The 25,460-nt window shown below is 55.1% G+C and carries 18 protein-coding genes; 12 read left to right on the top strand and 6 right to left on the bottom strand.

The annotated features are described in order from the left end of the window. Nucleotide 1 precedes the first annotated feature (1 nt). From F3J44_RS21240 to F3J44_RS21210, 7 genes are all read left to right on the top strand, one after another. Nucleotides 2-784, top strand: coding sequence for a 2-keto-4-pentenoate hydratase (locus F3J44_RS21240; RefSeq protein WP_205300040.1), 783 nt, complete (start codon nucleotides 2-4; stop codon nucleotides 782-784). 103 nt (nucleotides 785-887) lie between these two features. Then, complete coding sequence (locus F3J44_RS21235; RefSeq protein ID WP_167275720.1) at nucleotides 888-2,747, top strand: feruloyl-CoA synthase; 1,860 nt, start codon at nucleotides 888-890, stop codon at nucleotides 2,745-2,747. Beyond that, the gene (locus tag F3J44_RS21230) at nucleotides 2,744-3,652 is read left to right on the top strand and encodes an acetaldehyde dehydrogenase (acetylating) (RefSeq protein WP_167275718.1); all 909 of its coding nucleotides are present in this window, start codon (nucleotides 2,744-2,746) and stop codon (nucleotides 3,650-3,652) included. The genes F3J44_RS21235 and F3J44_RS21230 overlap by 4 nt, the downstream gene beginning before the upstream one ends. Beyond that, a complete protein-coding gene (gene dmpG, locus F3J44_RS21225; RefSeq protein WP_240158460.1) occupies nucleotides 3,652-4,665 on the top strand; it encodes a 4-hydroxy-2-oxovalerate aldolase in 1,014 nt (337 codons plus the stop codon). Before F3J44_RS21230 ends, dmpG begins: the two co-directional genes overlap by 1 nt. A gap of 4 nt (nucleotides 4,666-4,669) precedes the next feature. Continuing rightward, nucleotides 4,670-5,671: a CDP-6-deoxy-delta-3,4-glucoseen reductase gene (locus tag F3J44_RS21220; RefSeq protein ID WP_167275713.1), complete on the top strand. Its 1,002-nt coding sequence runs from the start codon at nucleotides 4,670-4,672 to the stop codon at nucleotides 5,669-5,671. 30 nt (nucleotides 5,672-5,701) lie between these two features. Further along, complete coding sequence (locus F3J44_RS21215; RefSeq protein WP_167275710.1) at nucleotides 5,702-6,367, top strand: flavin reductase family protein; 666 nt, start codon at nucleotides 5,702-5,704, stop codon at nucleotides 6,365-6,367. An 82-nt stretch (nucleotides 6,368-6,449) separates the two neighbouring features. Continuing rightward, complete coding sequence (locus F3J44_RS21210) at nucleotides 6,450-7,733, top strand: OprD family porin (RefSeq protein WP_167275708.1); 1,284 nt, start codon at nucleotides 6,450-6,452, stop codon at nucleotides 7,731-7,733. 246 nt (nucleotides 7,734-7,979) lie between these two features. Here F3J44_RS21210 and cprA read toward each other — a convergent pair whose 3' ends face one another. From cprA to F3J44_RS21190, 4 genes are all read right to left on the bottom strand, one after another. Then, nucleotides 7,980-9,131: a cationic peptide resistance protein CprA gene (gene cprA / locus F3J44_RS21205; RefSeq protein WP_167275705.1), complete on the bottom strand. Its 1,152-nt coding sequence runs from the start codon at nucleotides 9,129-9,131 to the stop codon at nucleotides 7,980-7,982. Between the two features lie 433 nt (nucleotides 9,132-9,564). Next, nucleotides 9,565-10,089 carry an acyloxyacyl hydrolase gene (locus F3J44_RS21200; protein ID WP_167275702.1) on the bottom strand — a complete coding sequence of 175 codons (525 nt, stop codon included), beginning with the start codon at nucleotides 10,087-10,089 and terminating at the stop codon, nucleotides 9,565-9,567. A 149-nt stretch (nucleotides 10,090-10,238) separates the two neighbouring features. Then, complete coding sequence (locus tag F3J44_RS21195) at nucleotides 10,239-11,375, bottom strand: ATP-binding protein (RefSeq protein ID WP_167275700.1); 1,137 nt, start codon at nucleotides 11,373-11,375, stop codon at nucleotides 10,239-10,241. A 44-nt stretch (nucleotides 11,376-11,419) separates the two neighbouring features. Continuing rightward, nucleotides 11,420-12,109, bottom strand: a complete 690-nt coding sequence (locus F3J44_RS21190) for a response regulator transcription factor (protein ID WP_167275697.1) — start codon at nucleotides 12,107-12,109, stop codon at nucleotides 11,420-11,422. An 838-nt stretch (nucleotides 12,110-12,947) separates the two neighbouring features. Here F3J44_RS21190 and F3J44_RS21185 point away from each other — a divergent pair. Together F3J44_RS21185 and F3J44_RS21180 are read left to right on the top strand one after the other, a co-directional pair. After that, the gene (locus tag F3J44_RS21185) at nucleotides 12,948-14,333 is read left to right on the top strand and encodes an ATP-binding protein (protein WP_167275694.1); all 1,386 of its coding nucleotides are present in this window, start codon (nucleotides 12,948-12,950) and stop codon (nucleotides 14,331-14,333) included. 1,682 nt (nucleotides 14,334-16,015) lie between these two features. Next, on the top strand, nucleotides 16,016-17,668 hold the full coding sequence (locus tag F3J44_RS21180; RefSeq protein WP_167275691.1) for a hypothetical protein: 1,653 nt from the start codon (nucleotides 16,016-16,018) through the stop codon (nucleotides 17,666-17,668). A gap of 593 nt (nucleotides 17,669-18,261) precedes the next feature. On the opposite strand, the gene F3J44_RS21175 is transcribed toward F3J44_RS21180, so the two are convergent. Both F3J44_RS21175 and F3J44_RS21170 read right to left on the bottom strand, forming a co-directional pair. Continuing rightward, complete coding sequence (locus F3J44_RS21175) at nucleotides 18,262-18,786, bottom strand: hypothetical protein (protein WP_167275689.1); 525 nt, start codon at nucleotides 18,784-18,786, stop codon at nucleotides 18,262-18,264. A gap of 226 nt (nucleotides 18,787-19,012) precedes the next feature. Then, on the bottom strand, nucleotides 19,013-19,180 hold the full coding sequence (locus F3J44_RS21170; protein WP_167275686.1) for a hypothetical protein: 168 nt from the start codon (nucleotides 19,178-19,180) through the stop codon (nucleotides 19,013-19,015). 594 nt (nucleotides 19,181-19,774) lie between these two features. Between F3J44_RS21170 and F3J44_RS21165 the strand changes: the two genes are divergently transcribed. Genes F3J44_RS21165 through F3J44_RS21155 form a run of 3 tightly spaced genes read left to right on the top strand, consistent with a single transcriptional unit; the run spans nucleotide 19,775 to nucleotide 25,298 of the window. Next, on the top strand, nucleotides 19,775-21,712 hold the full coding sequence (locus F3J44_RS21165; RefSeq protein WP_167275684.1) for an ABC-three component system protein: 1,938 nt from the start codon (nucleotides 19,775-19,777) through the stop codon (nucleotides 21,710-21,712). Nucleotides 21,713-21,714: 2 nt separating this feature from the next. Next, the gene (locus tag F3J44_RS21160) at nucleotides 21,715-22,308 is read left to right on the top strand and encodes an ABC-three component system middle component 1 (protein ID WP_167275681.1); all 594 of its coding nucleotides are present in this window, start codon (nucleotides 21,715-21,717) and stop codon (nucleotides 22,306-22,308) included. After that, nucleotides 22,305-25,298 carry an AAA family ATPase gene (locus F3J44_RS21155; RefSeq protein ID WP_167275679.1) on the top strand — a complete coding sequence of 998 codons (2,994 nt, stop codon included), beginning with the start codon at nucleotides 22,305-22,307 and terminating at the stop codon, nucleotides 25,296-25,298. Before F3J44_RS21160 ends, F3J44_RS21155 begins: the two co-directional genes overlap by 4 nt. Nucleotides 25,299-25,460 lie beyond the last annotated feature (162 nt).

Raw genomic sequence — 25,460 nt, 5'->3', positions numbered from 1 at the left:
GATGAATCAGCAAAATCTCGAAGCGGCCTCCAAGGCCATTCTCGAAGCGCGGGCGCAGCGCCAAGCCATCGGGCGGATCTCCGAGCGCTTCGATATCACCAGCCTGACCGATGCCTACTCCGTGCAGGAACTCAATACCCAGGCTGCGCTTGCCAACGGTCGACGCCTAAGTGGGCGCAAGATCGGCCTGACTTCACTGGCGGTGCAGCAGCAACTGGGTGTCGACCAACCGGACTTCGGCATGCTCTTCGCTGACATGGAGTACGTCGATGGCGGCGATGTCGACAGCAGCCGATTGATCCAGCCCAAGGCCGAAGGGGAGATCGCTTTCGTCCTGGGGCGCGATCTGCCGCATGCCGATACCACTCTCGGCGAACTGTTGCGCGCTGTGGATCATGTATTGCCAGCCTTGGAGATCGTCGATTCGGTGATTCAGGACTGGAAGATCACCCTGGTCGATACCGTAGCCGACAACGCCTCGTCAGGCCTGTATGTCCTGGGCAAAACCCCCATTCTGTTGTCTGGCCTGGACTTGTCTTTGGAAGGCATGGTGCTGGAAAAGAACAGCCGCCAGGCTGCTATCGGTGTAGGTGCGGCGTGCATGGGCAACCCACTGGATGCCTGCCTGTGGTTAGCACGAACTATGGCCGAAGCTGGTCGTCCGCTGCAGGCCGGCGATGTGCTGTTGTCCGGCGCACTTGGACCAATGGTTCCGGTAGTTGCCGGTGATCGACTGCGGCTACGCCTGACCCGGTTAGGCGAGGTGAGTTGCCAGTTCGTCTGAACCACTATCTGCGATACGCCGCGGGATCGACTCCACGGTGGCCATTACAAGAACAAAATCAGTGAGCGAGGCGTTTAGCCCGACCCGCTCACGAGGGCGTGCAATGTACGACTTCTACAACGACCCGGCGCAGCTCGCGCCTGCGCAAGTGCTGCGCGAAATCCGAGCCGATGGCAGTTTCATCCTCAAGTCACCTGAGCCATTAAAGCCTTATGCACGCTGCATTGGTGAATGGTTGGAACACTGGGTCACAGTGGCACCTGAGAGACCATATCTTGCCGAACGACGTGGTAATGGCTGGTTCAGGCTGAGCTTCGCACAGGTTCGCCAGCGTGTAGGCTCACTTGCGCAGGGGTTGCTGGAACTTGATCTGCAGCCCGGCAGGCCAGTGCTGATGCTGTCGGAAAACGATATCGACCAGGCACTGCTGAGTCTGGCCGCCTTGCATGTGGGTATTCCGGTGTCCACGGTGTCAGTGGCCTATTCGCGCAACACTAGCGGCGGATGCAGCAAGCTCAAGGCGATCATCCAGGTGCTCAAGCCTGCGGCAATTTTCGTCAGTGATGGGGACGCCTATTTCGAGGCAATCCGCCTGACCCGGCCTGAATGCCCAGTGCTGGTTGCACGTAATGCACAAGAAATTCCGGACGCGCTGGCGCTGCCGTTGCTCTACAAAACCGAAACTCCGGCTGTCATGGCGGCATTTCATCGGATCGAAGGCGATACGCCAGCCCGTTTCCTGATGACCTCTGGTTCTACGGGCGCGCCCAAAGCGGTGATCAACACCCATGGCATGCTCTGCGCCAATCAGCAGGCCATCGCTCAGTGCTGGCGCTTTGTGGAACAGGGCGAAGTTGTAGTGTTGGACTGGCTGCCCTGGAGTCATGTGTTCGGTGCCAACCACAACTTCAACCTGGTCCTGCGCAATGGCGGGACCCTGTACATCGACGACGGTCTGCCGCTACCGGGGCAGATCGACCGTACTGTAGAGAATATCAAATCGGTGAAACCGACGCTGTTCTTCAATGTGCCCCGCGGTTATGAGGTTCTGCTGCCTTATCTGGAACGCGACGAGGAGCTGTCCGAGGCGTTGTTCGGTCGTCTGCGCATGCTGTTCTACGCAGCTGCCGCTTTACCTCAAAGCAGCTGGGACCGCCTGGTTGCGTGTGCCCGAAAGGTGAGCAGCGAACCATTGTTCTTCGCCACTGAATGGGGATCGACGGAAACCTCGCCGGTGGTCACCAACGTGCACTTCAACTCGAACCGTGCCGGCATCATCGGCCTGCCGGTCCCTGGCACCGAACTTAAGTTCGTGCCTTCCGGTGACAAGTTAGAAATGCGTGTCCGTGGGCCTTCGGTGTTTCCTCGATATCTGGACGACCCAGTCAACAGCGTTGCAGCATTCGATGAGGAAGGTTTCTACCGCATTGGTGATGCTGGGCGCTTGGTCGATCCCGAACACCCGGAGCTTGGAGTGCAGTTCGATGGCCGCGTCACCGAGGACTTCAAGCTCACAAGCGGCACCTGGGTGTCTGTGGGGACTTTGCGCACACGCTTGGTCAGTGCCTTGGCACCCTATGCCAGCGACTGCGTGATCTGTGGACATGATCGCGATGTGATTGCTGCTCTGGTGTACCCGACGCCGGCATTGCGGGAACTCTTGGGGCGGGAAGGGCGGACCATGAACGGTAGTGCCCTGGCGATGTGCTCGGAGGTACGCCTTGCCTTGTGCGCCGGTCTTCAATCTTTGGCCAAGGCCTATCCAGCTTCCTCGCAGCACGCCGCCAGGTTGATCATCCTCGACTCTCCGCCAAGCTTGGCCGATGGCGAAATCACCGATAAAGGCTACATCAATCAGCGCGCAGCGCTGTCCCTGCGCGCAGACGCGGTCCAGCGTCTTTACGCCGAAAACCTCGGTCAGGACGTGATCCTGCTCGCTGAAGTGTATGGAGAAACCGCATGAGTCAATCCAAATTCAAAGTCGCGATCATCGGTTCGGGCAATATCGGTACTGACCTGATGATCAAGATCCTTCGCAATGCCAAACACCTCGAAATGGCTGTAATGGTCGGTATCGATCCTGCCTCAGATGGCCTGGCGCGTGCTCAGCGTTTGGGAGTAGCCACAACGCACGAAGGGGTCGAAGGTTTGATCGCCATGAAGGCCTTCGATGAAGTCGACTTCGTGTTCGACGCTACCTCAGCCGGCGCACATGTGCGTAACGATGCGGCATTGCGTGCAGCGAAGCCGGCCATTCAGGTGATCGACCTGACGCCTGCGGCCATCGGTCCCTACTGCGTCCCGGTGGTGAACCTGGAACAGAACCTGCGTCAGCCTAACGTGAACATGGTCACCTGTGGTGGCCAGGCGACCATCCCCATGGTGGCCGCGGTATCCCGTGTCGCCAAGGTGCATTACGCCGAGATCGTCGCCTCGATCGCCAGCAAGTCTGCTGGCCCAGGCACCCGCGCCAACATCGATGAATTCACCGAGACCACCTCCAAGGCCATCGAGACCATCGGCGGCGCGAGCAAAGGCAAAGCAATCATCATCATGAATCCGGCGGAGCCGCCGCTGATGATGCGCGACACGGTGTTTGTGCTTTCCGAGCTGGCCGAGCAGGCGCAGATCGCCGCTTCCATCGAGGAAATGGCGGCAGCGGTACAGGCTTATGTCCCAGGCTACCGGCTGAAGCAGCAGGTGCAGTTCGATGTGCTGCCCGAAGGCCTCAAGACATCGATTTTCCTCGAAGTCGAGGGTGCCGCCCATTACCTGCCGGCCTACGCCGGTAATCTCGACATCATGACCTCGGCGGCGCTGGCCACCGCCGAGCGCATGGCGCTGTCAATGACCCAGGGAGCAGCATGATGAAAAAGCTTTACATCTCCGACGTGACCCTGCGCGACGGCAGCCACGCGATTCGCCACCAGTACAGTCTCGACAACGTGCGTGACATCGCCCGGGCCTTGGACAAGGCCAAGGTCGACTCCATCGAAGTCGCCCATGGCGACGGTCTTCAGGGTTCGAGTTTCAACTATGGCTTTGGCAAGCACAGTGACATCGAATACATCGAGGCAGTCGCGGGGGTGGTCAACCATGCCAAGATTGCCACGTTGCTGCTGCCGGGTATCGGCACGATTCACGATCTCAAGGCCGCCTACGATGCAGGCGCGCGCGTGGTTCGGGTCGCCACCCACTGCACCGAGGCAGACGTTTCGAAACAGCATATCGAGTACGCCCGCAAGCTGGGCATGGATACCGTGGGTTTTCTGATGATGAGCCACATGATTCCTGCCGAGGAGCTGGCCAAGCAGGGCAAACTGATGGAGAGCTATGGAGCCCAGTGCATCTACATGGCCGACTCCGGGGGAGCTATGAACATGAACGACATCCGTGATCGTATGCGGGCGTTCAAGGCCGTGCTGAAGCCACAGACCCAAACCGGCATGCATGCGCATCACAACCTCTCACTCGGCGTGGCCAACTCGATCGTGGCGGTTGAAGAGGGCTGTGATCGCGTCGATGCCAGCCTGGCTGGTATGGGCGCCGGTGCCGGCAATGCGCCCCTGGAAGTGTTCATCGCCGCCGCCGAGCGCCTGGGCTGGAACCATGGCACCGACCTGTACACGCTGATGGATGCGGCGGATGACATTGTGCGCCCATTGCAGGACCGCCCGGTGCGTGTCGACCGCGAAACTCTCGGACTTGGTTATGCCGGCGTCTATTCCAGCTTCCTGCGGCACGCCGAAATCGCGGCGGCGAAATACGGCCTAAAGACGCTGGACATCTTGGTCGAGCTCGGCCGCCGGCGCATGGTCGGTGGCCAGGAAGACATGATCGTCGACGTAGCACTCGATCTGCTCAAGGCTCAGCGAGGGTAGGGCGATGGGACACCACATTCAGATTCTTCCGGTGGACCTTTCCTGTCCGATCGCCGAAGGCCAGACCGTGCTGGATGCGGCCTTGGCCGATGGTCTGATGCTCAAGCACAGCTGCCGCACGGGCACGTGCGGCAGTTGCAAGGGCCGAGTGGTCAGCGGTGACGTGGACCACGCCGACAGCCCATTGGATGTGCTCAGCGAAGTGGAGCGGGCGCAGGGCATGGCTCTGTTCTGTTGTGCCCGGGCCTGCTCCGATCTAGTGATCGAAGCACCGGAAGTCACTGAACTACGCGGCATCAGTGTTCAGCAGATGGGGACCCGCGTGGCAACAATCGACAAGGTGAGTCATGACGTAGCGGTGCTGCGACTGATGTTAGCACCGGGGTCGACGTTCAATTACTTGCCTGGTCAGTACCTGCAGGTGCTGCTCAAGGATGGAAGCCGACGGGCCTATTCGATGGCTTCGAGCATTCCCCGCGGCAATCAGGTGGAGCTGCATATCCGTCATATGCCAGGTGGGGTTTTCAGCGGGCATGTGTTCAACACCCTACTGCCGAAGGCAATTCTGCGGGTAGAAGGGCCGTTCGGTTCGTTCTACCTGCGAGATAACGAGCGGCCGATGATCTTCCTGGCCAGCGGAACTGGCTTTGCGCCAATTCAGGCGCTGCTTGAGCAATTGCAAGAGCAGGGTAACCGCCGACCGGTTTACCTCTATTGGGGCGGGCGACAACGCGTTGACCTGTACCGTCACGAGCAGTTGAGCGCATTGCAAGCTCAGTTGCCTTGGCTGCGCTACACGCCGGTACTTTCCGAACCCAGCCCAGCCTGCGATTGGCAGGGCGCAACGGGTTTCGTACACCGACAGGTTATCAATGACTTCAAGAGTTTGAAGGACTTTGACGTGTATGCCTGCGGTGCCCCGATTGTGGTGGATTCCGCTCGGCGTGACTACGTGGCCGAGCTGGAGTTGAACATCGACCGCTTCTATGCCGATGCCTTCGTTTGATCCAACTACAACAACAAGAAGGGCCCTTGCATGTTCTATCAACCAGGTGTGACTAAACATGATTTGCCTTATGACCCGTTCAAGTCTTGCGTAGTACCTCGACCGATCGGTTGGATCTCCACGCGCAGCGTTGACGGCGTCGACAACCTGGCTCCTTACAGCCAGTTCACCAATGTCAGCTTCGACCCGGCCATGGTGATGTTTTCGTCGAATCAAACCACTGACGGTCGACGCAAAGACAGCGTAATCAATGCCGAGCAGACCGGCGTGTTTATCTGGAATATGGCGACCTATGACCTGCGCGAGCAGGTCAACCTGACCGCGCAGGAGTTGCCATATGGGATGGATGAGTTCATTCACGCAAGCCTGGAAAAAGCCGAGGGCTTGAAAGTCGCGGCGGCTCGCGTCGCCGCTTCGCCTGTACAGTTCGAATGCCAGTACCTACAGACCGTCCGCCTCCCCGGCAACGGGCCTATGGGCACGGTGGACGTAGTGTTTGGCAAGGTGATTGGCATCCACATTGTCGACCACGCACTGACTGAAGACGGCCGGCTGGATGTCCTCAAAATTCGTCCTTTAGCCCGGCTTGGTTACTTCGATTACACCAGTGTGACTTCGGCGTTCGAGATGATAATCCCGGAGTCTGACCGCTTGCTGGTCGGTCTGGAGGGCGCCGCAGCTCGCAACCACAGTTGAATTGATCCGACGCCCGTCCTGGGCGTCACTGCTTTCTAGTCGTAGCGCCATCCGGAAAACAACAATAAGTCACGGAGTCGACATGACCCTCCTTCAGAAACCGTCAAAAACGGCGCTGTTTGCGTGCGCGCTATTCGGGCCAGTTGCCCATTGCCAGGCGTCGGCCTTCATGGAAGACAGCGCTGCCAGCTTGAAAGCGCGTAACTACTATTTCGATCGGGACTACAAAGGCAGCAGCCCTCAATCCGCGTCCCGCGAATGGGCGCAGGGTTTTATCGCCAGTTTCGCTTCTGGTTACACCCAGGGTCCAGTGGGCTTGGGCCTGGAGGGCCAGGCATGGCTTGGCCTGAAGCTGGATTCCTCCCGAAGCCGCGTCGGCACGGGGCTGTTTCCTTACAACCCTGACACCCATGAGCCGAGTGATGAGTACTCAGAGCTAGGGCTCACCGCGAAGGCCCGTGTCGACAAGACCGAGCTGCGCTGGGGGACTTTGGCACCAGCGCTTCCGGTGATCTATGCCAGTCAAACCCGGCTTTTCAGCCAGACCTTCCGGGGTGCCGAACTGAAATCTCAGCAGTTCGACAACATGCTCCTCTTTCTCGGCCAGATGGACCGTAACAACCTGCGTGATTCGACGGATTACCAGCCTTTGTCGGTGGCTTCGCCTAACGGTCGCTTTAACCCCGCAGCAACCAGTAGTCGGTTCCGCTACGCCGGAGGGGATTTCCGACTGGGTGAGCCGCTGGTGATCAAGGCGTACCTCGCTCAGCTACGAGATCTATACCGGCAAAGCTACCTGGGTTTCGAGCACAGTTTAGTGTTGGGCAACGAAAAGCTCTTGACCGATGTGCGCTACTACGAGAGTGCAGAAGATGGCGCTGGTCGGGCAGGGCGGGTAGACAATCGCAATCTTGGCGTGATGCTGACCTATGTGCGAGGCGCTCATAGAGTCTCTGCAGGCTACATGCACCTGGAGGGAGCCAGCGCCATGCCCTATCTGGCGGGGAGTGATCCGCTGGTAATCAGTGCCGGTGCTTATGCGTCGGAGTTCGTCAATCGCAACGAGCGCAGTTGGCAGGCACGCTATGAGTACGACTTCGCGGGCAGTGGGATACCCGGTCTTCGTGGCACCCTGCGCTACCTTGAAGGACGGCACATTGATCTGCCAACGGCACTTGGCGGGAATGGACGCACCGAATCCGAAAAGGAAGTGGAGCTCTCCTACGTCGTGCAATCTGGTCCGTTACGGGACATTGCTTTTCGGTTGCGTCACGGTTGGTATCGCAACGACTTCTCCCCAACCGCAAGCTTTCGCGACGACAATGAATTGAGGGTAAACATCGACTACACCTGGCGACTCTGGTAGCCAAGTGTTTGCTGCCGTGGCCGGCATGCACGCGGTCAGCCCTACGACGTAATCAGCCCGAGACAAGATGAATGGCGACAATACTATGGGGCGGCCGATATGATCGCTCCTGCACAGTGGGTCAGCAGTGCGGTTGTTAACCGCGCTGCTGGCCTTGGTATTGGGTTCAGGTCGCTCGCCACCGCGGACTGCAGAGAACACGAGATCTAGTTAATCTCTCGCATGAAAGCCATGTCCAATCAGCACCTACTTAAAATCCCACTGCATTTGCGAGGCGATACTGACGTCTTTAGATGAATTCACGCACGCGCCCAGATAGTCGGTAAAGCGAGGCGGCGGTGATATTCCCTCATCCAGCAGGCGGCTGTTGTCGAATAGGTAATTGAGATCGGCAAATCCGCCATACAAACGCAAGGCCCTTAACACCAGCCTCGGATTGGCAATACCGATCCGTTCCTCAAAACTGCTCGCCAAGCTTTTCAGGTCATGCGCGCCGACACGGCGATAGCGTTCGCCCACGGGCGCACCGTTGCTGGCCAGCGCATAGGCTTGATCGATTTCCGCGTAGGTGCAGGCCGACTGGCTGCCAGCAGAAATGTGATAAAGGTCATATTTGAGTTGGGGCTTGAACGCCAGGCCGATTAGGGCATTCGCACAGTAGTCGGCCGGAATCACGTCGATATGCTCATCCATGCCGCAGGTGAAGCTCTCCAAAGCAAAGCCCATTCGGAATACCCAGAAGATGCTCGCTGAAGGCCGGCAGCCAAGTGTGCTGTGGCCGACGACTATCGACGGACGTGCTACCACCAGTGGTAAATTCGGCAGCTGTTCGCGGAGGCGCCTTTCGATTTCAGCCTTGGATGCAGTGTAGTCGACCAGTTGTTGCTCGACTTCTGGAAACTCCCAAGATTCTCTGACCGGGGAGTGGCGCTGCGGACCACAACTCATTGCAGTGCCGACATGGACAAAGCGCTTCAACCGCTGGGAACGGCTCATGACCTCAGCGAACGCGAAGGTGCCTTCGACATTGACAGGCCAGATGCTTGGATTCTTCGAGAACGAAGCCACGGCGGCGCAATTGATGACTCGGTCGATTTCCATCAACTGATCGTGTTTATCCGCCAGCCATCCTGTATCAAGAAAGTCGCCGCAGATTACCTGTGCCTCGGTCAGGTGAAGGCGGTTTTCATCAGAAACACCGTGCTGTTGCAGATTGTCATGGAGACGCTGCAAGCCCTGACGCGGGTTCGCAGCGCGCACCAGAAAGCGTAATTCAGCGGCATGGCCTGCGGTGATCATCTGGGCGGCTACTGCACCACCGAGAAATCCGGTAGCGCCAGTAAGCAGTACGCACTCTGGCACTGCGTTGTTTATGGGGAGGGAAAAATGTGTATTCATGGATATCCTTGGGTGCTGGAATGCTCATGTTTCACGTCTGCCGGGACGTGCACGGACTTGCCTAGATGCCTTGCCAGCCAATGCGGGGAAGGGACATCTGTATGCCCGGCCTGAACATTGGCAGAGGGGTTGCAAAGTACGACTAGATCACGGCTCACGTACCCTGCTGGGTTGATACCCAGCAGGTATTCCGGACCGTCGTCGCCGGCCTGGTTGGATTGGGCCACGACGGAATAGCGGCCATTGTCGCAACGGCGCATGGCCTCGCTGAAACACTGATTCCAGCTTGAAAACAGACCGGAACAGCTTATGAAATAGAGTTCCTGGCCATGCCACTCACGCTCTCCACGTACGGTTGAGCACGCTGAGAGCATCAGCATGCCGACGCAACTGCAGAGCAACAAAGCGCGCGTCGTCATGACTACGAACATGTTCAGAATGCGTGGCGGTAAAACAGCGAGTAAGACTCGATCCCATTATTTGGCTGTTTTATGCCCGCGTTGGAGTAGTGGATGACGCGCAGGCCGACGCGATCCTGATTGGCGAACTTCAAACCGACACCCAAGCGGTCCTCGAAGTTGAAGGACGACCCCAATGTGCGATCGCCGACCCTAGAACCTGAAAACAGCGATACGCCGACGCCAGCTTCGATGAACGGAGTGATGATGCTGCTGGTGTTGAACTCGTAGACGAATACAGGCGCAAACGAGATCGAGGTCCTTGACGCGGCACGCTTGCCGCTCTCCCAGTGGGTCAGACCGGTGTCCCAATATCCGGTCAGATGCCCGGTGTCACTTTGCAGCCAGTTTTTAGCCCACTCGAAGCCTAAGCCTATACGGCCGGTAAACCCCTGTTGCCCGGTGGTACCCACAGCACCGCTGATGTCCATCGCCTGGGCGCCTGCGCTCAAGGCGCACAGTGCCAGAGTAACAAAGGAAGAAAGGAAGCGTTTTTGCATGGAATAAAGGTCTCGATGAGAAAACGGTTTCAGCCGCCAAGGTCTTGGCAACGCAACGTTGCAAGCCTTGGCCGATCGAGGTCCATGCTAGAGGGCAGTGCTGAAGAGTCAGTCCAGAGATTGTCAAGATCGTTTCAAGATCTTCTTTTTTACGTTGCTTCGAGGATTATGGGCAGGGTGATACGCAGCACTAATCCACCTTCATCGCGCCGCTGGGCCTCAATGCTGCCACCGTGCGCATCACAGATAGCTTGAGCAATCGACAGGCCAAGGCCACCTCCCCCGGAGACGCGGGCACGAGACTGCTCGGCCCGCCAGAAGCGCGCAAACATATTGTCCAGATCCTTGTGCTCGATCGCCTGACCTCGATCAAGGAAGTCGATGTACAGATTACTGAAATCTGTCCGTGCGGCGATCCTCAGCGTGCGGCCATCGGCGGCATACTTGATCGCATTTTCAACCAGGATATTAATAAGTTGACCCAGCCGTCCCTTATCCGCTTCGACGGTCAGTTCCCTGGCACAGTGGACACTGACGGCCATGCCAACAGCTTCGAGCTGTGGCAGAAACCAAGCCACTCGCTCTTCAATAAGTTCAACCAACGTAAAGGGCGAGACGTGCAGTGGTAACTGGCCTGCATGAGCCAGCGATAGCAGGTGCAGGTCGCCCACCAAGGAGTTAAGGTTGTTCAATTGTGCTTGTACCAAGCACAATTGCTCCGGGCACAATGGGAATACATCGTCGAGCATGCCTTGAATCCTGCCGAGCGCCGCATTGAGCGGCGTACGCAGTTCATGGGCCAGGTTAGATCCCGACTCGGCGACCTCGTTTTGATATAGCCCGAGTCTTTCGACCATTTTGTTGAAGTGCACGCATAGCAGCTGCATTTCGGCCGGCTGACTGGGGTGATGGGAGACGCGTGTATTGAGGTCTCCTGAAGCCACTTTTCCAGCAGCATGGGCTATCTCGCGGAACTGCCTAGAAAGAGGTCGCGACAGCATTAGACCCGCAATGATAATCATCGGGATCACAATGATGATGAAGCTATAAAAAGCCAGCCAGTCATTACCACTACTGAAACCAGGCAGGAAGTCATTGATGTCGTAGTAGCGTTGCAACATCTGCCACAACAGCGGCTCATTGCGCTCAACATCGCCAAGGGCGACGACGAAGCGGGCATGGTCAGCCGCGTTCATTGAAGCCTGTACGAGATAGTCGCTGATCCAGAAATACAGGAACATGCAACCCGTAATGGCAACCACCGCGCTCACCGCCAGCAGCGTCATTCGAAGGCCTACCCAAAGCCAGAGAGGGGGCTCTTTGATGCGTCTCATTTGAATCGGTACCCCACTGAACGCACTGTGACCAACACACCATGGATGCCGACCAATTCGAGCTTACGCCGCAGGTTATGGACATGGGTATCGATGATGCGGATCAAAGCATCGCTTTCGGGCATGCAAATTTCCAGCAACTCTTCTCTACTGTAAGCACGCGAGGGGGAGCGAAGCAGAGCAGCGAGAAGCAGAAATTCCGATCGGGTGAGTTCAAGCACTTGCTCGTCACCCTCACGACTGTAAACTCCCGCGACGATACGCTCGTTATCCAACCACACGCCAGCGCATTCCAGGCGTTGACGAGGATTGCTAATACCACGGTATCGACGCAATACAGCATGCACCCTGGCCACAATCTCTCGTGGGTTACAGGGCTTGACCACATAGTCATCAGCGCCGTAACGCAGTGCACCGATCTTGTCCGGTTCGTCGCCGATAGCGGTGACCATGATGACCGGCGAGTCGCTCTCGCGGCGGATCTCCGCCAATAGTTCAGGACCGGAAAGCTTTGGCAGCATCATGTCCAGCAGAACGATAGAAGGAGACACTTGGCGGAACAGCGCCAAGCCCCGTGCTCCATCTTCGGCGACCACCACCTCGAAACCATCCTTGCGAAGGTAAGCCTCAAGAATACTGGCACCATCGGCGTCGTCCTCGACGATCAGTACACGTCGGACATTCATAGATATACACCGCCTACTAACAGATTGATTGCTGAGTTCGCAATGCCGCTAGCAATTGCTCATCCAACTAGCGGCCATTCGGAGTATCGACGGTGCTATAGCCAAGCGGGTCACACAGGATGCCCATCGCCAAGGTCTTCCTGCTAGTCTCCAACTCCAAGACCAGCAATCGGATCTCACGCTTAAGGAAGGTACACGCGAAGTTAGCAAATTGTTGCTCCAGCCATTACGACGCAGACAATTCGTGGCTCAATCGCATCGAGCAAACATGCGAGGGCAGCAGCATCCAACCCTAAAATTCCGCCGCAGAGCGCCAGATGTTCGTAGAGGCACAACTTCTGCGTTTTTCGCTCAGCTGGATCCTCAATGCTCCGGAAACGGTGATAAGCCGAATCAATTTTGGCGACAGCGGATGCCTCCTACGGGTCGTCGAGCACGGCCTTTAGGTAGAAGCGTTGTCCGAGCTAGACGATATGACCCCCTAGAAGACGCAATCGTTTTCGTCGCAGTACCGACGCCGGAGAAACACTCGAATTCGTGTGGGCTAGACGAACCTGAAATCAGCCGTCTTGCTAGCGCGCGTGAAAAGCGCAGTCCTGGCAGGGTGGGGCGGCCAGAACACGGTTCCAATGCGCTGCGTTTTGTTCTCCCTGCGAACAAGAGTACGCTGTGCTTCAGGCGTGGCCTTGCTGTCCTGATCTTGCCATGAACAGCTGCATTCAACATACTCGAGCGAAAACTTGCGCACGGATCAGTGAGTGCGTCCCCATTGCCTTTCGATGCGGCCCGCATCACTTCTTCGTGAGGGCAAAGGCAGTCATTTTTCAAGGAAACGAATGTGACAATTCGGAATATCGATCAAGAGCAATTTGTTGAGATTCTGCAGTCCAAACTGTCGGTACGCTCTCCTGTCAAGAGCATTGAACGTTTATTCGGACGGGCCAAAGAGCTCGAACTTGTGGAGGAAGCTTTATTCGACCAGGGCGGGCACGTTTTCATCTACGGCGATCGAGGAGTCGGTAAGTCATCGCTTGCGGCCTCGGTGGCCGCGCAATATCAGAGCAGTGACAACGAACCGATACAAATTCCATGTGGCAAGGACACATGCTTCTACAAAACGATAGAAGAGATTGCCGAACGAATTTTGCGTCGTGCGGGTGGTCGGCGTGATTTGGAGTATACCCATACCCTCAACCTGAAACTGTACAGGCTCCAGATAAAAGACAAAGAAAAAAGTATCACTATCCCCCCCATTGACTCGATGTTTTCTGCGGTAGATGTCATGGAGGAGGTGGTGAAAGTGCACTCAGAACGGCCGGTAGTAGTGATCGATGAGTTTGACCAGATCGAGTCAGCCACCGAGCGAGCAAAATTTGCCCACTACCTCAAGGATCTAGGCGATCGAGGAGTGAATGTGAAGTTCATTTTTACTGGAATTGCCACGTCTCTCTATCAGCTGCTGGGTGATCACGAGTCCAGTTTTCGCCAGCTCTTTACCTTAAAACTGGAGCGGCTGTTCTGGACCTATCGCGAAGACATTGCCTACAGTGCCATCGATGCCTTTGATCTGGAGGTGGATGAAGAGATCGTTCACTCGATCGCCCGTATCAGCAATGGTTTTCCATATTTTGTTCATCTTTTAACCCAAAATCTCCTATGGTCAGTGTTCAAGGATGAACAGGAAGTCCGTCGCATCGAGCGTACACATTTCGATGCAGCTATCGCGCGCTCTATTTTCGGCATAAGCGGACGTTTGCAGAAGCCTTACGACAGCGCGGTATTACACAAAAGCCGCGATTACTTACTCGCGTTGTGGGCTACCGCCGATTCCGAAGATACCGTCCGCTACGTTGATAATATCTTTAAGTCCTACTTGAGAATCAATCAGCAAATCTTCGGACTGGAGCCAACTGAGGTTGAAGCAAAACCTCTCGAGCCAGCCCAATTTAAGAAGATTTTGAAAAAATTCCTGACAAAAGATTGTGGTGAAGTACTCGAGTTAGTCGAAGGGCGAGAGCACATGTATTCGTATCGCGAAAATCTACTCCGTGGCTTTGTTGCGTTGAAAGCCCAGGAAGCGGGGATTGAACTTCAAGGTGACTTGCCCGATGAGCCCAGAATACCCACTGCGATGGCCAAATCGCGCTTCAGTGGCGGGCAGGGGAGGCTTTCCGCTTATGCTGCAGACCCGTCAAAAGCTGTTAAATTCCGCTCTGAGCGTTGATCGTGTTACTTAAAGAAGGAAGAGTATTAGCGCCGGACGCAAACACTGGTTGCACCGATCAGTAAAGGCAGGCTTGTTTTCGATCTTCAAGGACATAGGCACAGCGTTGCCGCAACCAGTGTGAGGATGAAGTAGAATTGACTATCAAATCACGAAGTGTAGGCTGCTGAATAGGCCCATGGGAGGAGATAACTCTACTAAATATTCATTTAGCATAGTTATTCCGTAGAGTCATAAGTTAAGGGGAGGGTACCACATTCCGCTACCCTCAAGACTCTGATTTTTGGGGCCTCACAAGGATGACCTTTTTCTCGTTTCCTTCGCCAATCGTGCCTATATGCAAGGTATCGCCCAGATTTAGTCCCATTTGCTCCAGTACCTCGGCTGGTAGCGGCACGATTACGTCACCGCTACCGTCCGCCGTCGGCAGGCATTGGGTTATCCAAGTGTTTCGTGTCTGTGTCGTTTCATTCTTGTCCTCTGTGATCGTCTGCCAACTCTAGTATCGCAGATACTGAGTGACCCGCTAGCGGAAACTCATGCTTGACCGGAGGATCCCTAAAACGAGCCGTGTAAACCACTTTTTTTCGTGTTAACCACAGTGGTTTACACGTAAAAAAAGTGGTTTACAACGCCCGGAAATAAGCGTCCGAACCGGCATTTCTCTGCTGAGCGCGCCGATGTGAAAGCAATACGATCTTAAACTGGCTAACGGACCTGTCGAGCACCTAAATCAATTACTCATGGTGATCCTTCCACCTTACAAGCCTAATAGCGTCAGCCTGGATGCTGGCCTAAGGCATGTGATTACTGAGGGTCAGAGTCCGTACAGATTGCGAACGGCAGAGACACAGGACTGGGGTATTCCGAGGACTCGTAAACAATGCCGTAAACGAGCGAGCTGGTCCCCAAAACAGCACACTGCGGCGGCTAGTATTTGTTAAAATCGGAGGAAACCTGATCGTTGTCCGCCACCGGATTACTAGCGCAAGGTCCTGGCGTTGAGCTAGGCGTATTCGCAGATTTGTTTGAAACAGTGGCTTGATCTGTAGCGCAAGAAAAATCGGTCAAGGGCCATGTGGCTGGGGCTTTCGCATAATTGACAGTGGTTTCGCATTTTTAGCTGACGACGACAGTACACCGCCCCGAGGGAAAAATCCAAGGATGCGCATAATGAGTATTATGTTAAATAATGTACTGACGTACTATCTCAACCCGGCGTCTTGATCCTCGGACTCATCGAAGCTGTAAAGGTCGAAAGAAAAACGGACTCCATCGAACATAGGCCGGAATCCGTGAAATAACAGTCATATACCCCAGGCATCTCACCTTGTCCTCAGCTCTCAGTCGCTCGGTGCTTGAAAGTAACCCGGACACCGCTAGGCAGTAACACCCTGATTTTTCTTGGGTTCAAGATTTTTCTGATGGCGAGCACTCCAGCCTGCTCATTTCGAAAGTTAACTGGACGCTTGCGCCCCGCAGCGCTTCACCTCAAGGAAATCTCTTTCCCTGCACCCACTTACCGTGCGTGCGAGATGCCGCAGAAAGTCCAGTCTGCACCGATGATCGAGAGTAAATCGGAAACGTACTCTCGGTAACTCATGCATCACCATATTCCCCTTGAATCTGCGCAGCGTTTTCGCTAAACCTTTAGAAATTGAAGTTTTGCAAAGAGCTATCTTATGACGGCGGAAATATTCCCACTGTTTGGTCAGGCCTGGAGCCCCTTCGATTACGAGCCGTCTCTCGAGCCCGCCGAAAGCGCATGCATCAAAGCTCAACTTGAACGCCTGGATCCAATGCTGGAAGCTCCTGCGAGCTATCGTTTGGTGAGAGAATATTTAAATGCAAAAAATGCGAACACAGAATCGCAAAATGCAGCGCGGATTATGGAGCGCCTTCTGATCTGGTGTTTTTTTGTAAAAAAACAGTCCGCACTTAAGCTGGCAGCTCCCGATCTACTGGAGTTTTGCCTTTTCTATGCAGAACCTCCGCATAATTTTGTCAGTGACGGAATAAGGTGTAAAAGGCATCTCATGAAAGATGGCTGCTGCATTGCAAATCCAGACTGGAGGCCGTTCAAAAGAAACCGTTACGATAGCGTCGAGTATATTCGGGGTAGGCTAAATGTATTTTATCGATATCTGACTAAGTACATTGGGCATACTGTGAACCTCCCCAGGGAACTCACCGACCGGTATTTGCAACCTACAGATCCTTACGAGAGCCTCAAAGACCAAGCCCGGAGGTATTTTGCACTCTATCTTGAATGCGGCTCATTGAAGGATAGTCGCAAGTATGAGCGACGATACCCCGAAGAAGGAAAGCTTTTCATTTTGGCAACGTGTTTTTTTCTTAAAATTTCTCTGTCTGAATTAGTGAAGGTGGTCGATTACTTTTCAATGAGTCGCTTCAAGCTCGTCAACGGGAAATGTGCGCTGAGCGTTCCAGGGGCTTTCGGAGACCTGAATAGAGATGTTCCGCCTGAATATTTAATATATTTATACCGGTATCGGGCCTATCTAGGCCTGGAACCTATACCAACCGAGAGTGAGCTAGCGCCTATTTTCAAGTCCCGAGCTTATGCACGGCACTTGATGCGAAGTTTGCCTTCGTACGACGGAATACCGACACCAGGAAAGCTTTTTATGAAGCTTCGGCCCTACTGGGACCTCGAGCTGGCAGGTATGGCACCGACTAGCACACTAAACCTCAAACGCAGTTCATATCCTCCTGTGCAGGATCGATTGGGACATTTCCCGCAAGAGCATGTGCCGAATGACATTAGACCTATAGAGTCGAACGCCCCTCCTCCTCCATTATGCTATTTCTGGGACAGCAAGAATCCAGCAGCTATGGAAGTAGATTCTTTCCAACTTCAGCGTCGCATGGCCACAGTCCTGGAAGGATATAGCTTTGAAGCCGAGCCTCTTTACCTATTCGCTTCATATGCAAATTCAGTTGCGGGCCAAAAAAGTCGATTGAAAGTCAAGGCATTCGAAAAGCTTGCGCTTTGGTCTTGCATGGTGAACAACAAACCTATTTCCGAGCTGACTACGCGTGACGCAGAGGCGTTCTATGTTTTTTGTGCTTGCCCACCCCTGAATTGGCGTATCAAGGGGCATCCGAAACGCCACATACTCGATAGGGATACGATGCTACTTGCTCCTAATCCTCTGTGGCGCCCTTTTAGAATAGGCGTGGAAAACCGATCTGAATCAAGCCGCCGAGCAGGTCGGGTCATCATCTGGTGCGATGCCATAATGCAAGATCTGCTAATCGACGGTAAGGTTGATCACAATGCATTTGCTATGCTTTCCAAAAATTTGACCTAGGTCTCGGCAGGCTCCGCGTTCGCTACTCGCCGAGGCTGAAATCCCGGGCTGAGTGTAACCAGCATTTCTGCTTCGCTAGCCTTGAATCGACCTTGCCTGAGAATGTCGTTCAGCCGCCTGGAGCTACCCGGAAAAAACGGGTCGAATGGTCATGTGAACATAAGGGCCTTCCGTGGGCTAAGCACTATACGAACCAAGCAACTGAGCCAGCCTGTAGGCTGCGCAGTCATATTGATATCTTACTCAGAGCTAAACCCCATCGATTGCTGAAACCGATCTGCGTCTCCGGCGCCTCTGCTAGTGGCCTGACATATCGACTTACGACTGTGGACGAAAGGTGGAATCAACTGCTTAATCAATTACTATATTCCGACAAAGCCCGTTAAGACCAGGGAGGCAGCCTCGGGGTTGCGTCCTCGCTTGGTAAAAATTAAGGTAGCCGAACTCCCGAGCAGCCAGCTCTAAGGCAGCATTGTGCTTGATGCGCATCTCGATCGCGAGTTTCCTGGCTCTGGATTTGATGGCTCTCATCTCAGCGTCCTCAGCGAATGTAACTACCATGGATTGATCTCCAACGATCAGGATATTCTTGGTTAAAGCCCAAGATCCAATTCTAGGCATGCCTCTGCGAGCGTTTCATCTGCCATTCCGCGGAAACAGAGCAGGCTCAACACCTCGTACGTGAATGTTGACCATTGCACTTGCCGGGGAGCACTGGGATCTACGGGATCCGATAGGCGTTGGGCTTTGAGTGCCTGATGCAGCGTTTCGCTCAGCACTCGGATTGCAACGCAGCGCCGACCTGAGTTCATGAGTACCTGTTCCCCAGTAACTTTGTAGCCTTGCGAAAGCAGGTGATCCACGTCAGTTCTTGTGACTAAGGAGTTGAATAGTATCCGCAGATCTAACTCTGTGAGGCTGTCACCTGCCAGACGCCAAATACGCTTTATTTGTGAAGGCGTGTACCGACTCTCGTAGGCGGCGTTGTAGACTGCGCGACTGACAGCGGCAGTTGTGACAAAGGTTTTTCTGGGCTTTTGCTTAACCTGTTCGAAAGGTGCACGAGGGTAAATCACATTGAGTGATCCGGCCAGGCTCGATCGACTGAAATTTTTCATACGTGATCTCCAGTGTTGTCGCATTGACATCTGCTTAAGCGTCGTCTACATTCAAAGCGTGAGTAGCCTCTCATTTCGTCAGCATCGAAAAACAAAGGCCGGTTGTACCCCTGCATTAGCTTCTTGGCTGGACTAACGGTGTAGCTGACGCACTGTAACGCTTACCAGGAAATTGAATGCAGGTCTCCTCCCCTGCCCTGCAAATGCTTCAGTCGGAAGCCAACATTCAAGATTTGCGCTTATAGGGCAGAGTGATCGCTGGATTATCAAGGCCCAAGGCTTTCGCATGCTTTTTAGACTGTTTTTGTCGTCCTAGCTTGCACGACACCCGGTGATACTCTGCTACCTGGTTTACAAACCATTCCTGGAACTGCTTGATGGTCATGTTGGTCATAGATAGCCATCCTATGTGAAGGAAAGTCGTATTTCGTTATGTGGTCTTCAGAGTTTTCGACTTGCTTTTCAGATCGTAGACTGATGTTCGGATTGTGATTCTAAGATGCGACAAACGGTAGTATGTTTTTAGCCGTATATTGATTCGGCAATTGCGCGGATGGTGCGCCAGTTGATTTTCCTTTTTATAATATTACTAAAGATTAATTTTCTGTAAATACCGTCTTAGAGCGTTTCTCCTCCCCCATAAAAATTATGATCGACAGGACGTAGTTTTGTGACAGCCGTATTGAAAATCCCTGGCCAGCACGCTGTTACACCCATCGAACAGACGAATGGCTTCCAGTGACATGCCAAGCGTTGCTACAACGCTCGATGAATCGATACGGTTTTGATCGCCTCCACCAACCAACCTCTGGGCAGAGAACACCGACAGCCCATCCCTATGAGTACATTTGTACTCTTGGCATCGCCCCTACTGCATTGCGGTACATTTCGCACGGCGCGGTAGTTCCTTCGTCTCCTGGTGCTCGGTACTATATGGCCAACTGCCAGTGGTGCCCGGCGCGCCGGCTTTGGATTGAAGGGATGCAGCATGATTAGAAGGTTCCGGCTTGAGCAAAAAGGCCGCTACGAGAAGCTGGTAATTGCTCAACGTTTGTCGGACATGGTGGACAAATACCTGGATGGGCGCACCGCCCCCTTGCTGATCGGCGCCGAACAGGGCGGAATCGGCGAATGGGATGACGTGGTCATCTACCATGCGGATCAGCATTACGAGCACTTCCAGATCAAGCGGCAGACGACCCCCTTCAGCGATAAGCACATCAATAAAGCCGACTACATCAAGTCCTACAGGCCTAAGGCCGGCAGCAATGCGCCAGCTGTCCCGCTCGATAGCAAAATCGATTCTGAGCTTGATAAGGCTATGAAGAGCTTGTCTGCCTGGAGCCTCAAGCCCGAGGCCAAGCAGCCACCAGCGCGTGCCTTTTCACTCATCCTGCTCGGTCTGGAAGTCGTCATCAAGGGTAAACCCAGTGACTTCATCACCGCCAATCACCTGCATGAGTTTTGTCGGCTGTGCAAGCAGGACGGCCTCGATCTGGCTGCCCTTTCCAGTCGCGCCGATACCCCAACGCAAAACGTCTACAAATGGCTGACGACCTGGTGTGACTTCACCGACTGGGATCATGTTCGACGGACGATGCGGACACTCACGATCCATGCAGTAGGGAGCGAAGAAAACCTTGAAGAGCGTGCGTGCGAGTCGTTAGGACGGCACTTTAATGATCCGCGGGCAACCCTTGAGAAGCTAGTGGGGTACATTTCTACGAATACCACGGATGTGAACGCCATCAGCTGTCATGCGATGGCCAACCATCTCAAAGACGCACGTCGGTCAGATGCTGAGACTTGGACACAATATCTCATGAAGCAGCTGGCCGGGCCGAATTGGATGGTCGCCGGTACCCACAACCTTAATGGTGCGGCGAGCTTGCCGGCGGTGCATGCTGCCACGGAAGTTGTCGCTCACCACTGGACAGCTGGCGGTAACAACAGAAGGCTGCGATTGCACGCTACCTATTGCCCGCCTACCCCACATATCGTGGCCCTTCCCTCGGCTATCCTTCGCTTGGCCCTGCACTTGAAAAGCGGGAGCCATTGCCTGCTCTTGGGTGAACCGCTTTGGCGCCAAGGCGCTGGGAGCGAGTTGGGTAGAACGCTCGGGATCAGCGAAAGTGACCTTGATGACCTTCCGTGGATAGACAATTCAGAGGCGCTGTCCTGCGCGTCGGGTCGCGAAATCTCGTCGATCCTAGAGGCGCGAGATGAATCTTCAGCACTTCACCTGGCAATGAACGATCTTGTGTGGGAGCAGCTACACGCCCGCATCACCACCAAGTTGAACTCGGTAACCGACATGCCATTGTTGGCAGTACTGGAACCGAAGTGGCGCTCCTGGGCCGCTGAGTTAACAGCCGACGCCGCTGCGCGTGAGTCACTGTTTGAACAACTCATGTACCCGAAAACAGAAGGCTTAGACGGGAAACACGCTCTGCGCGTCGGGCCTCGCACTTTAGACTTGCTGGAAACCGCCATTCTGATGCTGCTTCTGGTTTGCGTCGCAATCGGTGACGACGACGGCAATTGGCGCGAAATCCCTGACGTTGGAGATGTTCTCAGCATTGCGCTGCAGAACTGGTCAGGCGCTTCAAGCGATCTTGGCGGTGTCAGGCCTGTTGCCGATGATCTGATGGCCATTTTGGGGCCTTCGCCGGCGTCGGTAGTCATTCTTGCGGGCGTCGAAGGGTCTCCCACGAGCCTGCTGGATTCCGGGATGGCTGATGATCTTGAAACTGGTAACAGCATGGCGGCTGAGCGCCAGCCCAGGTTGCTGGTGACACGATTTGGGGTGCTCAAGCACCTGCGTACCGGGACGCTCGCCCAGCTACAGCAGCAATTCAGACGTCATTGGGCTGCTTGGCGCGCTGCGCGCGAAGCAGCGATCGAAGCTCATGGGGAAGGACACTAATCATGCTGACACTGCAGGAAGTGGCTAGCGCAATCATTCAGCGTGTGGAAGGTCGGTATGACGTGTGTCCCCGGGACGTAACAGAGCTGATGCTGCCCGAGGTCGACTACAACTCGCAGGTTCTCCGGCTAAAGCGCTCCCACAACGAACGGGCGGGCTGGCGGACGGTTTTGCTGATTGAGCTTCCACTGACGGCCCTGCAGGCAGCCAACCAGTGGGCCGCCGATGTCCGTGATGTGCTGCCGGAGCCCGAGACTGCAGACCTCTATATGTTCCTGATGATCAGTGATATCGCCAAGGATGACGCTGCTCGGATTGAGACGGATGACAGGTTTTGCCGCAAGATTGTTGTGCGCGAATTTGAAACAGCTGGTGATTTTCTAAACCGGACATTCCTGGCGGCCTTGGATCCTGCTGGCGATATCGAGACACTGAGCGATCCTTTGGTGTCGGCACTGAGCACTCTGTCCAATGCACACCCTTGGTCGGCTCCCCACATCGCTACTTGGAAAGCGGAGCTTTTGACCAACCAAAACGGAGCGGATGTGGTGCGTGTTCTTAGTGATTTGCTGGGCAAAGTCGAGGTTCAGTCGTGAGCAAGTTGAATTCCATCACCCTGTCAAACCTGCGCAAATTCGGGTCGGACGTCACCATCGAGCTGAGTCCCGGAGCGACTATTTTGCTCGCACCCAACGGCACTGGCAAAACGACGGTATTCGAGGCGATCGAGTTTGGCCTAACCGGAAAAATTGCGCGTCTCCGTGACGACCTTGCTCACATCATTCGTGATGATCAGGCGGCAGCAACAGTCAGTCTGAATTTTTCTGAGCTAACTGCGACATCATGTGTGACTGCAGCGGGCAAGGTCAGCCGGGACGGAGACTTGAGCAGCGTCTTCCCTAATGTGTCCGCAAATGACATCCCATTCTTGCTGCGTCTAACCCACCTCTTGGATCAGAGGGAGAACGGGTGGATCGTTAATGCTGAAGAAAAGGAAGCCGGTTCCCAGCTGGCGAAGCTGCCGATTGGTCGCGACGGTTCTAAAGCTCGCGCCAACCTCGCTGCAGTAAGACGGTCGCTGACGGAGCAAAAAACCCGTGCGGAAGAGGTGTTGATCGGGCATGAGACTGATTTGAACGAGTGGGCTCGCCTACTTCAGGAGCGTGACATCGCTGCTGCCGGTGCAGTAGGTGCATTACGCCCCCGTGATCGAATTGCTGACATTATCTCTGACGCTGCAAACCAGACGCAAAGCCTTAGCCAGATTCCACCTGGCTTGTTGACCGGGCCTGTAAGCCAAGAGGGGCTGACGATTGCACATTCCGCACTGTCCGAGATTTTGCAAGGGAAGGTCGAGCGGACTCGGGCGCATATTTCAAATCTTGACCTGGTAAACGATCTTGTTGAAAGCTTTGTTGCAGCGCAGGAGCAGCTCGAAAAGCTCAATGAAGACCTCACGGCAGCGAGCCAGACGCTCGATAACCACGCGAACACGAGGGCCAACGGCAATGCCGCATTGCAGGAGCATCAGGCCAGTATTCACTCAGCGCAGCAAGAACTTACCAGCATCGGTCAGCAACTTGAGCGCCTGATTGGAGAAACCACTGCAAAACAGGAAATCACTCACCGAAATGACGCGTTGACGTCAGCGATTGCTGCCCTACGCAAGTCTGAAGATGATTTTCGTGTACTTCGAGAGCAGCATGAGCGCAACCAACGCGTTCGCAACCAGCATGCTCAGATTGACACGCAGCTGCATGGCATTAACCAGTCCGAGCAGCGCCTGGAGACGGGTCATCTAATGCTTGCCGACTGGCAGGCCACTGAACAGCGGATCAGCGAGGTTACTCAGCAAATCACCGCGCTCGAAGTGCTCATCGATAAACAGAGTGTCGATCGGGATGCCAAACGTTCCTCGTTTGAAACATGTAAAGCTGCGGAGGCCGCTGCCCGATCTCATTATGAGATGCTCAGTTCTTCCGCCGACGCAATCCGTCAGGCCGTTGCATCCATAGCGCAGCATCTTCCCGGTGACCAAGATCAATGCCCGCTTTGCCTGGAACCGCATGGTGCAGCCAAGCTTCAGTCCCGCGTGGCTCAAGCCCTTGAAGCGATCAATCCGAGCTTGACTGCAGCTGAGCAGCAATTGCGAGCTGCGGTGGAAGCGTTGACAGCCAGTGAGGGCGAGGCTGGGAAAGCGCAGCAAGCACTAGACGTCAGCCTAGGGGGATTGGGTGCTTTGGAGTCCAGTCTCCAGGATCTGGGACGGCAAGTTACGCAGTTTCGTACCGATCCGGTTTTGGCTAGTGACTCGCTCCCATTGGCCAGGGAGTCGCTCAGGCAGCAACTCGATAGTATCGCTCCAGCCAAAAAGCGTTTGACTGAGCAGCGAGAGGCTTTGGACGCTCTCCCTACCCCTGAAGCTTTTGAGCAAACCGAGGGGGCCTTCAACTCGGCACAGCACATGCTCGACCTGGCCCGAGCTCAACAGAGCGAAGCAGCTACGCGACTGGAACAAGCAGTTGCTGCGCTGGCCGCGCTCACCTCTGGTGAACCGCTGGCTCGTACGCTTGAGCAACTCACTGCGGAAAAAGCGCAGCTGGAACAGCAGATCAGCGATCTGAATGGGAAAGTTGAGACTGTGCAATCCGCCCTAGACACCCAGCAGCATCAGTTGGTTGTGTCATCAACCGCCGTCCAGGGGATCGAGGAAGAAATCAGAAGGGTTCAAACGCTCCTTCTTCAGTTCCGGGCGAGCTGGCAAGAGCAGGAGTTTACCGGCGACCCACTTGCGGAGGCTGCGCAGGCTCGTGAAGCGGCGCTGCGCGCTACGTTGCCCCTCCTCGAAGGGTATGTTTCAGCACTCGAAGGCATTGGGGTGGAGATCTCTGCTTGGGCCAAGCTGAATGAATCACAACTGGCCCAGCGGTTGATTGATGCTCAGCGTCTTGACCGATCAGAAGAGGCCTTCGAAGCGTTCCTCAATGACAGCATCAGCGCGGCACGCTCCAGCTTCTTGCGGTTGTCGACGATCTCGGACGCGATGGACTTGCTGGACGGCTCACTCAAGAAGGAAATTGAGAACGTTCAGAAGCATGTCGGCAAGGTAGTGCCCCGCTGGCAGGCTCTGCTCAAGCGTGTCGTGCGAGAGTCCAGGTTCCACGAGGCAAGCCTGAAGTTTTTCAACTCGTACAACAAGGATCGTGCCGGCGTTTCGGTACCGCTTGGCAATAAGGCGGTACCGGTACCGGACATCGCGAGTGAGGCACAGTTGACGGATCTTCAGCTGACCTTCTTGCTCTCAATGGCGATGAGCCATCAGTGGTCTCCTTGGAAAGCACTGTTGTTGGATGACCCTACTCAGCACCACGACCTGGTTCACGCCTCTGCGGTTTTCGATTTGCTACGTGACTACATCGTTGATCATGGGTTCCAGGTCGTGATTGCTACCCATGATGCTCTGCAGGCGCGTTACTTCCTGCGCAAACTGCAAAACGACGGGATTGAGGCCAAGATCTGGACGCTCGTCCCGACTGAAAATGGGGTCACCGCGCAAGCAGGAAGTTGGAAGCCGCGCATCCAATAGCTCTCAGGCAGCTATTTAAGCGCGAGCCAAGCCGCGGCGGGGGCTTGGTTTCGGGCTGCGTGAGGAGGCTGTCAGTAGCCGCTGAAGTACGAGACGATGTGGCCAGTGCCCCTGCTTTTTTTGTCGGCGCCAGCAGGCTCCGCTGGTTCTGGCAGTGTGCTA

It is taken from the genome of Pantoea sp. Tr-811, from assembly GCF_011752535.1.
Classification (GTDB): Bacteria; Pseudomonadota; Gammaproteobacteria; order Pseudomonadales; family Pseudomonadaceae; genus Aquipseudomonas.
This window is presented reverse-complemented; position numbering and strand designations above follow the sequence as displayed.

Coding starts and splice junctions, on each gene's coding strand:
- F3J44_RS21240 (WP_205300040.1), top strand. CDS start 2: ATGAATCAGCAAAATCTCGAAGCGGCCTCCAAGGCCATTCTCGAAGCG.
- F3J44_RS21235 (WP_167275720.1), top strand. CDS start 888: ATGTACGACTTCTACAACGACCCGGCGCAGCTCGCGCCTGCGCAAGTG.
- F3J44_RS21230 (WP_167275718.1), top strand. CDS start 2,744: ATGAGTCAATCCAAATTCAAAGTCGCGATCATCGGTTCGGGCAATATC.
- dmpG (WP_240158460.1), top strand. CDS start 3,652: ATGAAAAAGCTTTACATCTCCGACGTGACCCTGCGCGACGGCAGCCAC.
- F3J44_RS21220 (WP_167275713.1), top strand. CDS start 4,670: ATGGGACACCACATTCAGATTCTTCCGGTGGACCTTTCCTGTCCGATC.
- F3J44_RS21215 (WP_167275710.1), top strand. CDS start 5,702: ATGTTCTATCAACCAGGTGTGACTAAACATGATTTGCCTTATGACCCG.
- F3J44_RS21210 (WP_167275708.1), top strand. CDS start 6,450: ATGACCCTCCTTCAGAAACCGTCAAAAACGGCGCTGTTTGCGTGCGCG.
- cprA (WP_167275705.1), bottom strand. CDS start 9,131: ATGAATACACATTTTTCCCTCCCCATAAACAACGCAGTGCCAGAGTGC.
- F3J44_RS21200 (WP_167275702.1), bottom strand. CDS start 10,089: ATGCAAAAACGCTTCCTTTCTTCCTTTGTTACTCTGGCACTGTGCGCC.
- F3J44_RS21195 (WP_167275700.1), bottom strand. CDS start 11,375: ATGACGCTGCTGGCGGTGAGCGCGGTGGTTGCCATTACGGGTTGCATG.
- F3J44_RS21190 (WP_167275697.1), bottom strand. CDS start 12,109: ATGAATGTCCGACGTGTACTGATCGTCGAGGACGACGCCGATGGTGCC.
- F3J44_RS21180 (WP_167275691.1), top strand. CDS start 16,016: ATGACGGCGGAAATATTCCCACTGTTTGGTCAGGCCTGGAGCCCCTTC.
- F3J44_RS21175 (WP_167275689.1), bottom strand. CDS start 18,786: ATGAAAAATTTCAGTCGATCGAGCCTGGCCGGATCACTCAATGTGATT.
- F3J44_RS21170 (WP_167275686.1), bottom strand. CDS start 19,180: ATGACCAACATGACCATCAAGCAGTTCCAGGAATGGTTTGTAAACCAG.
- F3J44_RS21165 (WP_167275684.1), top strand. CDS start 19,775: ATGATTAGAAGGTTCCGGCTTGAGCAAAAAGGCCGCTACGAGAAGCTG.
- F3J44_RS21160 (WP_167275681.1), top strand. CDS start 21,715: ATGCTGACACTGCAGGAAGTGGCTAGCGCAATCATTCAGCGTGTGGAA.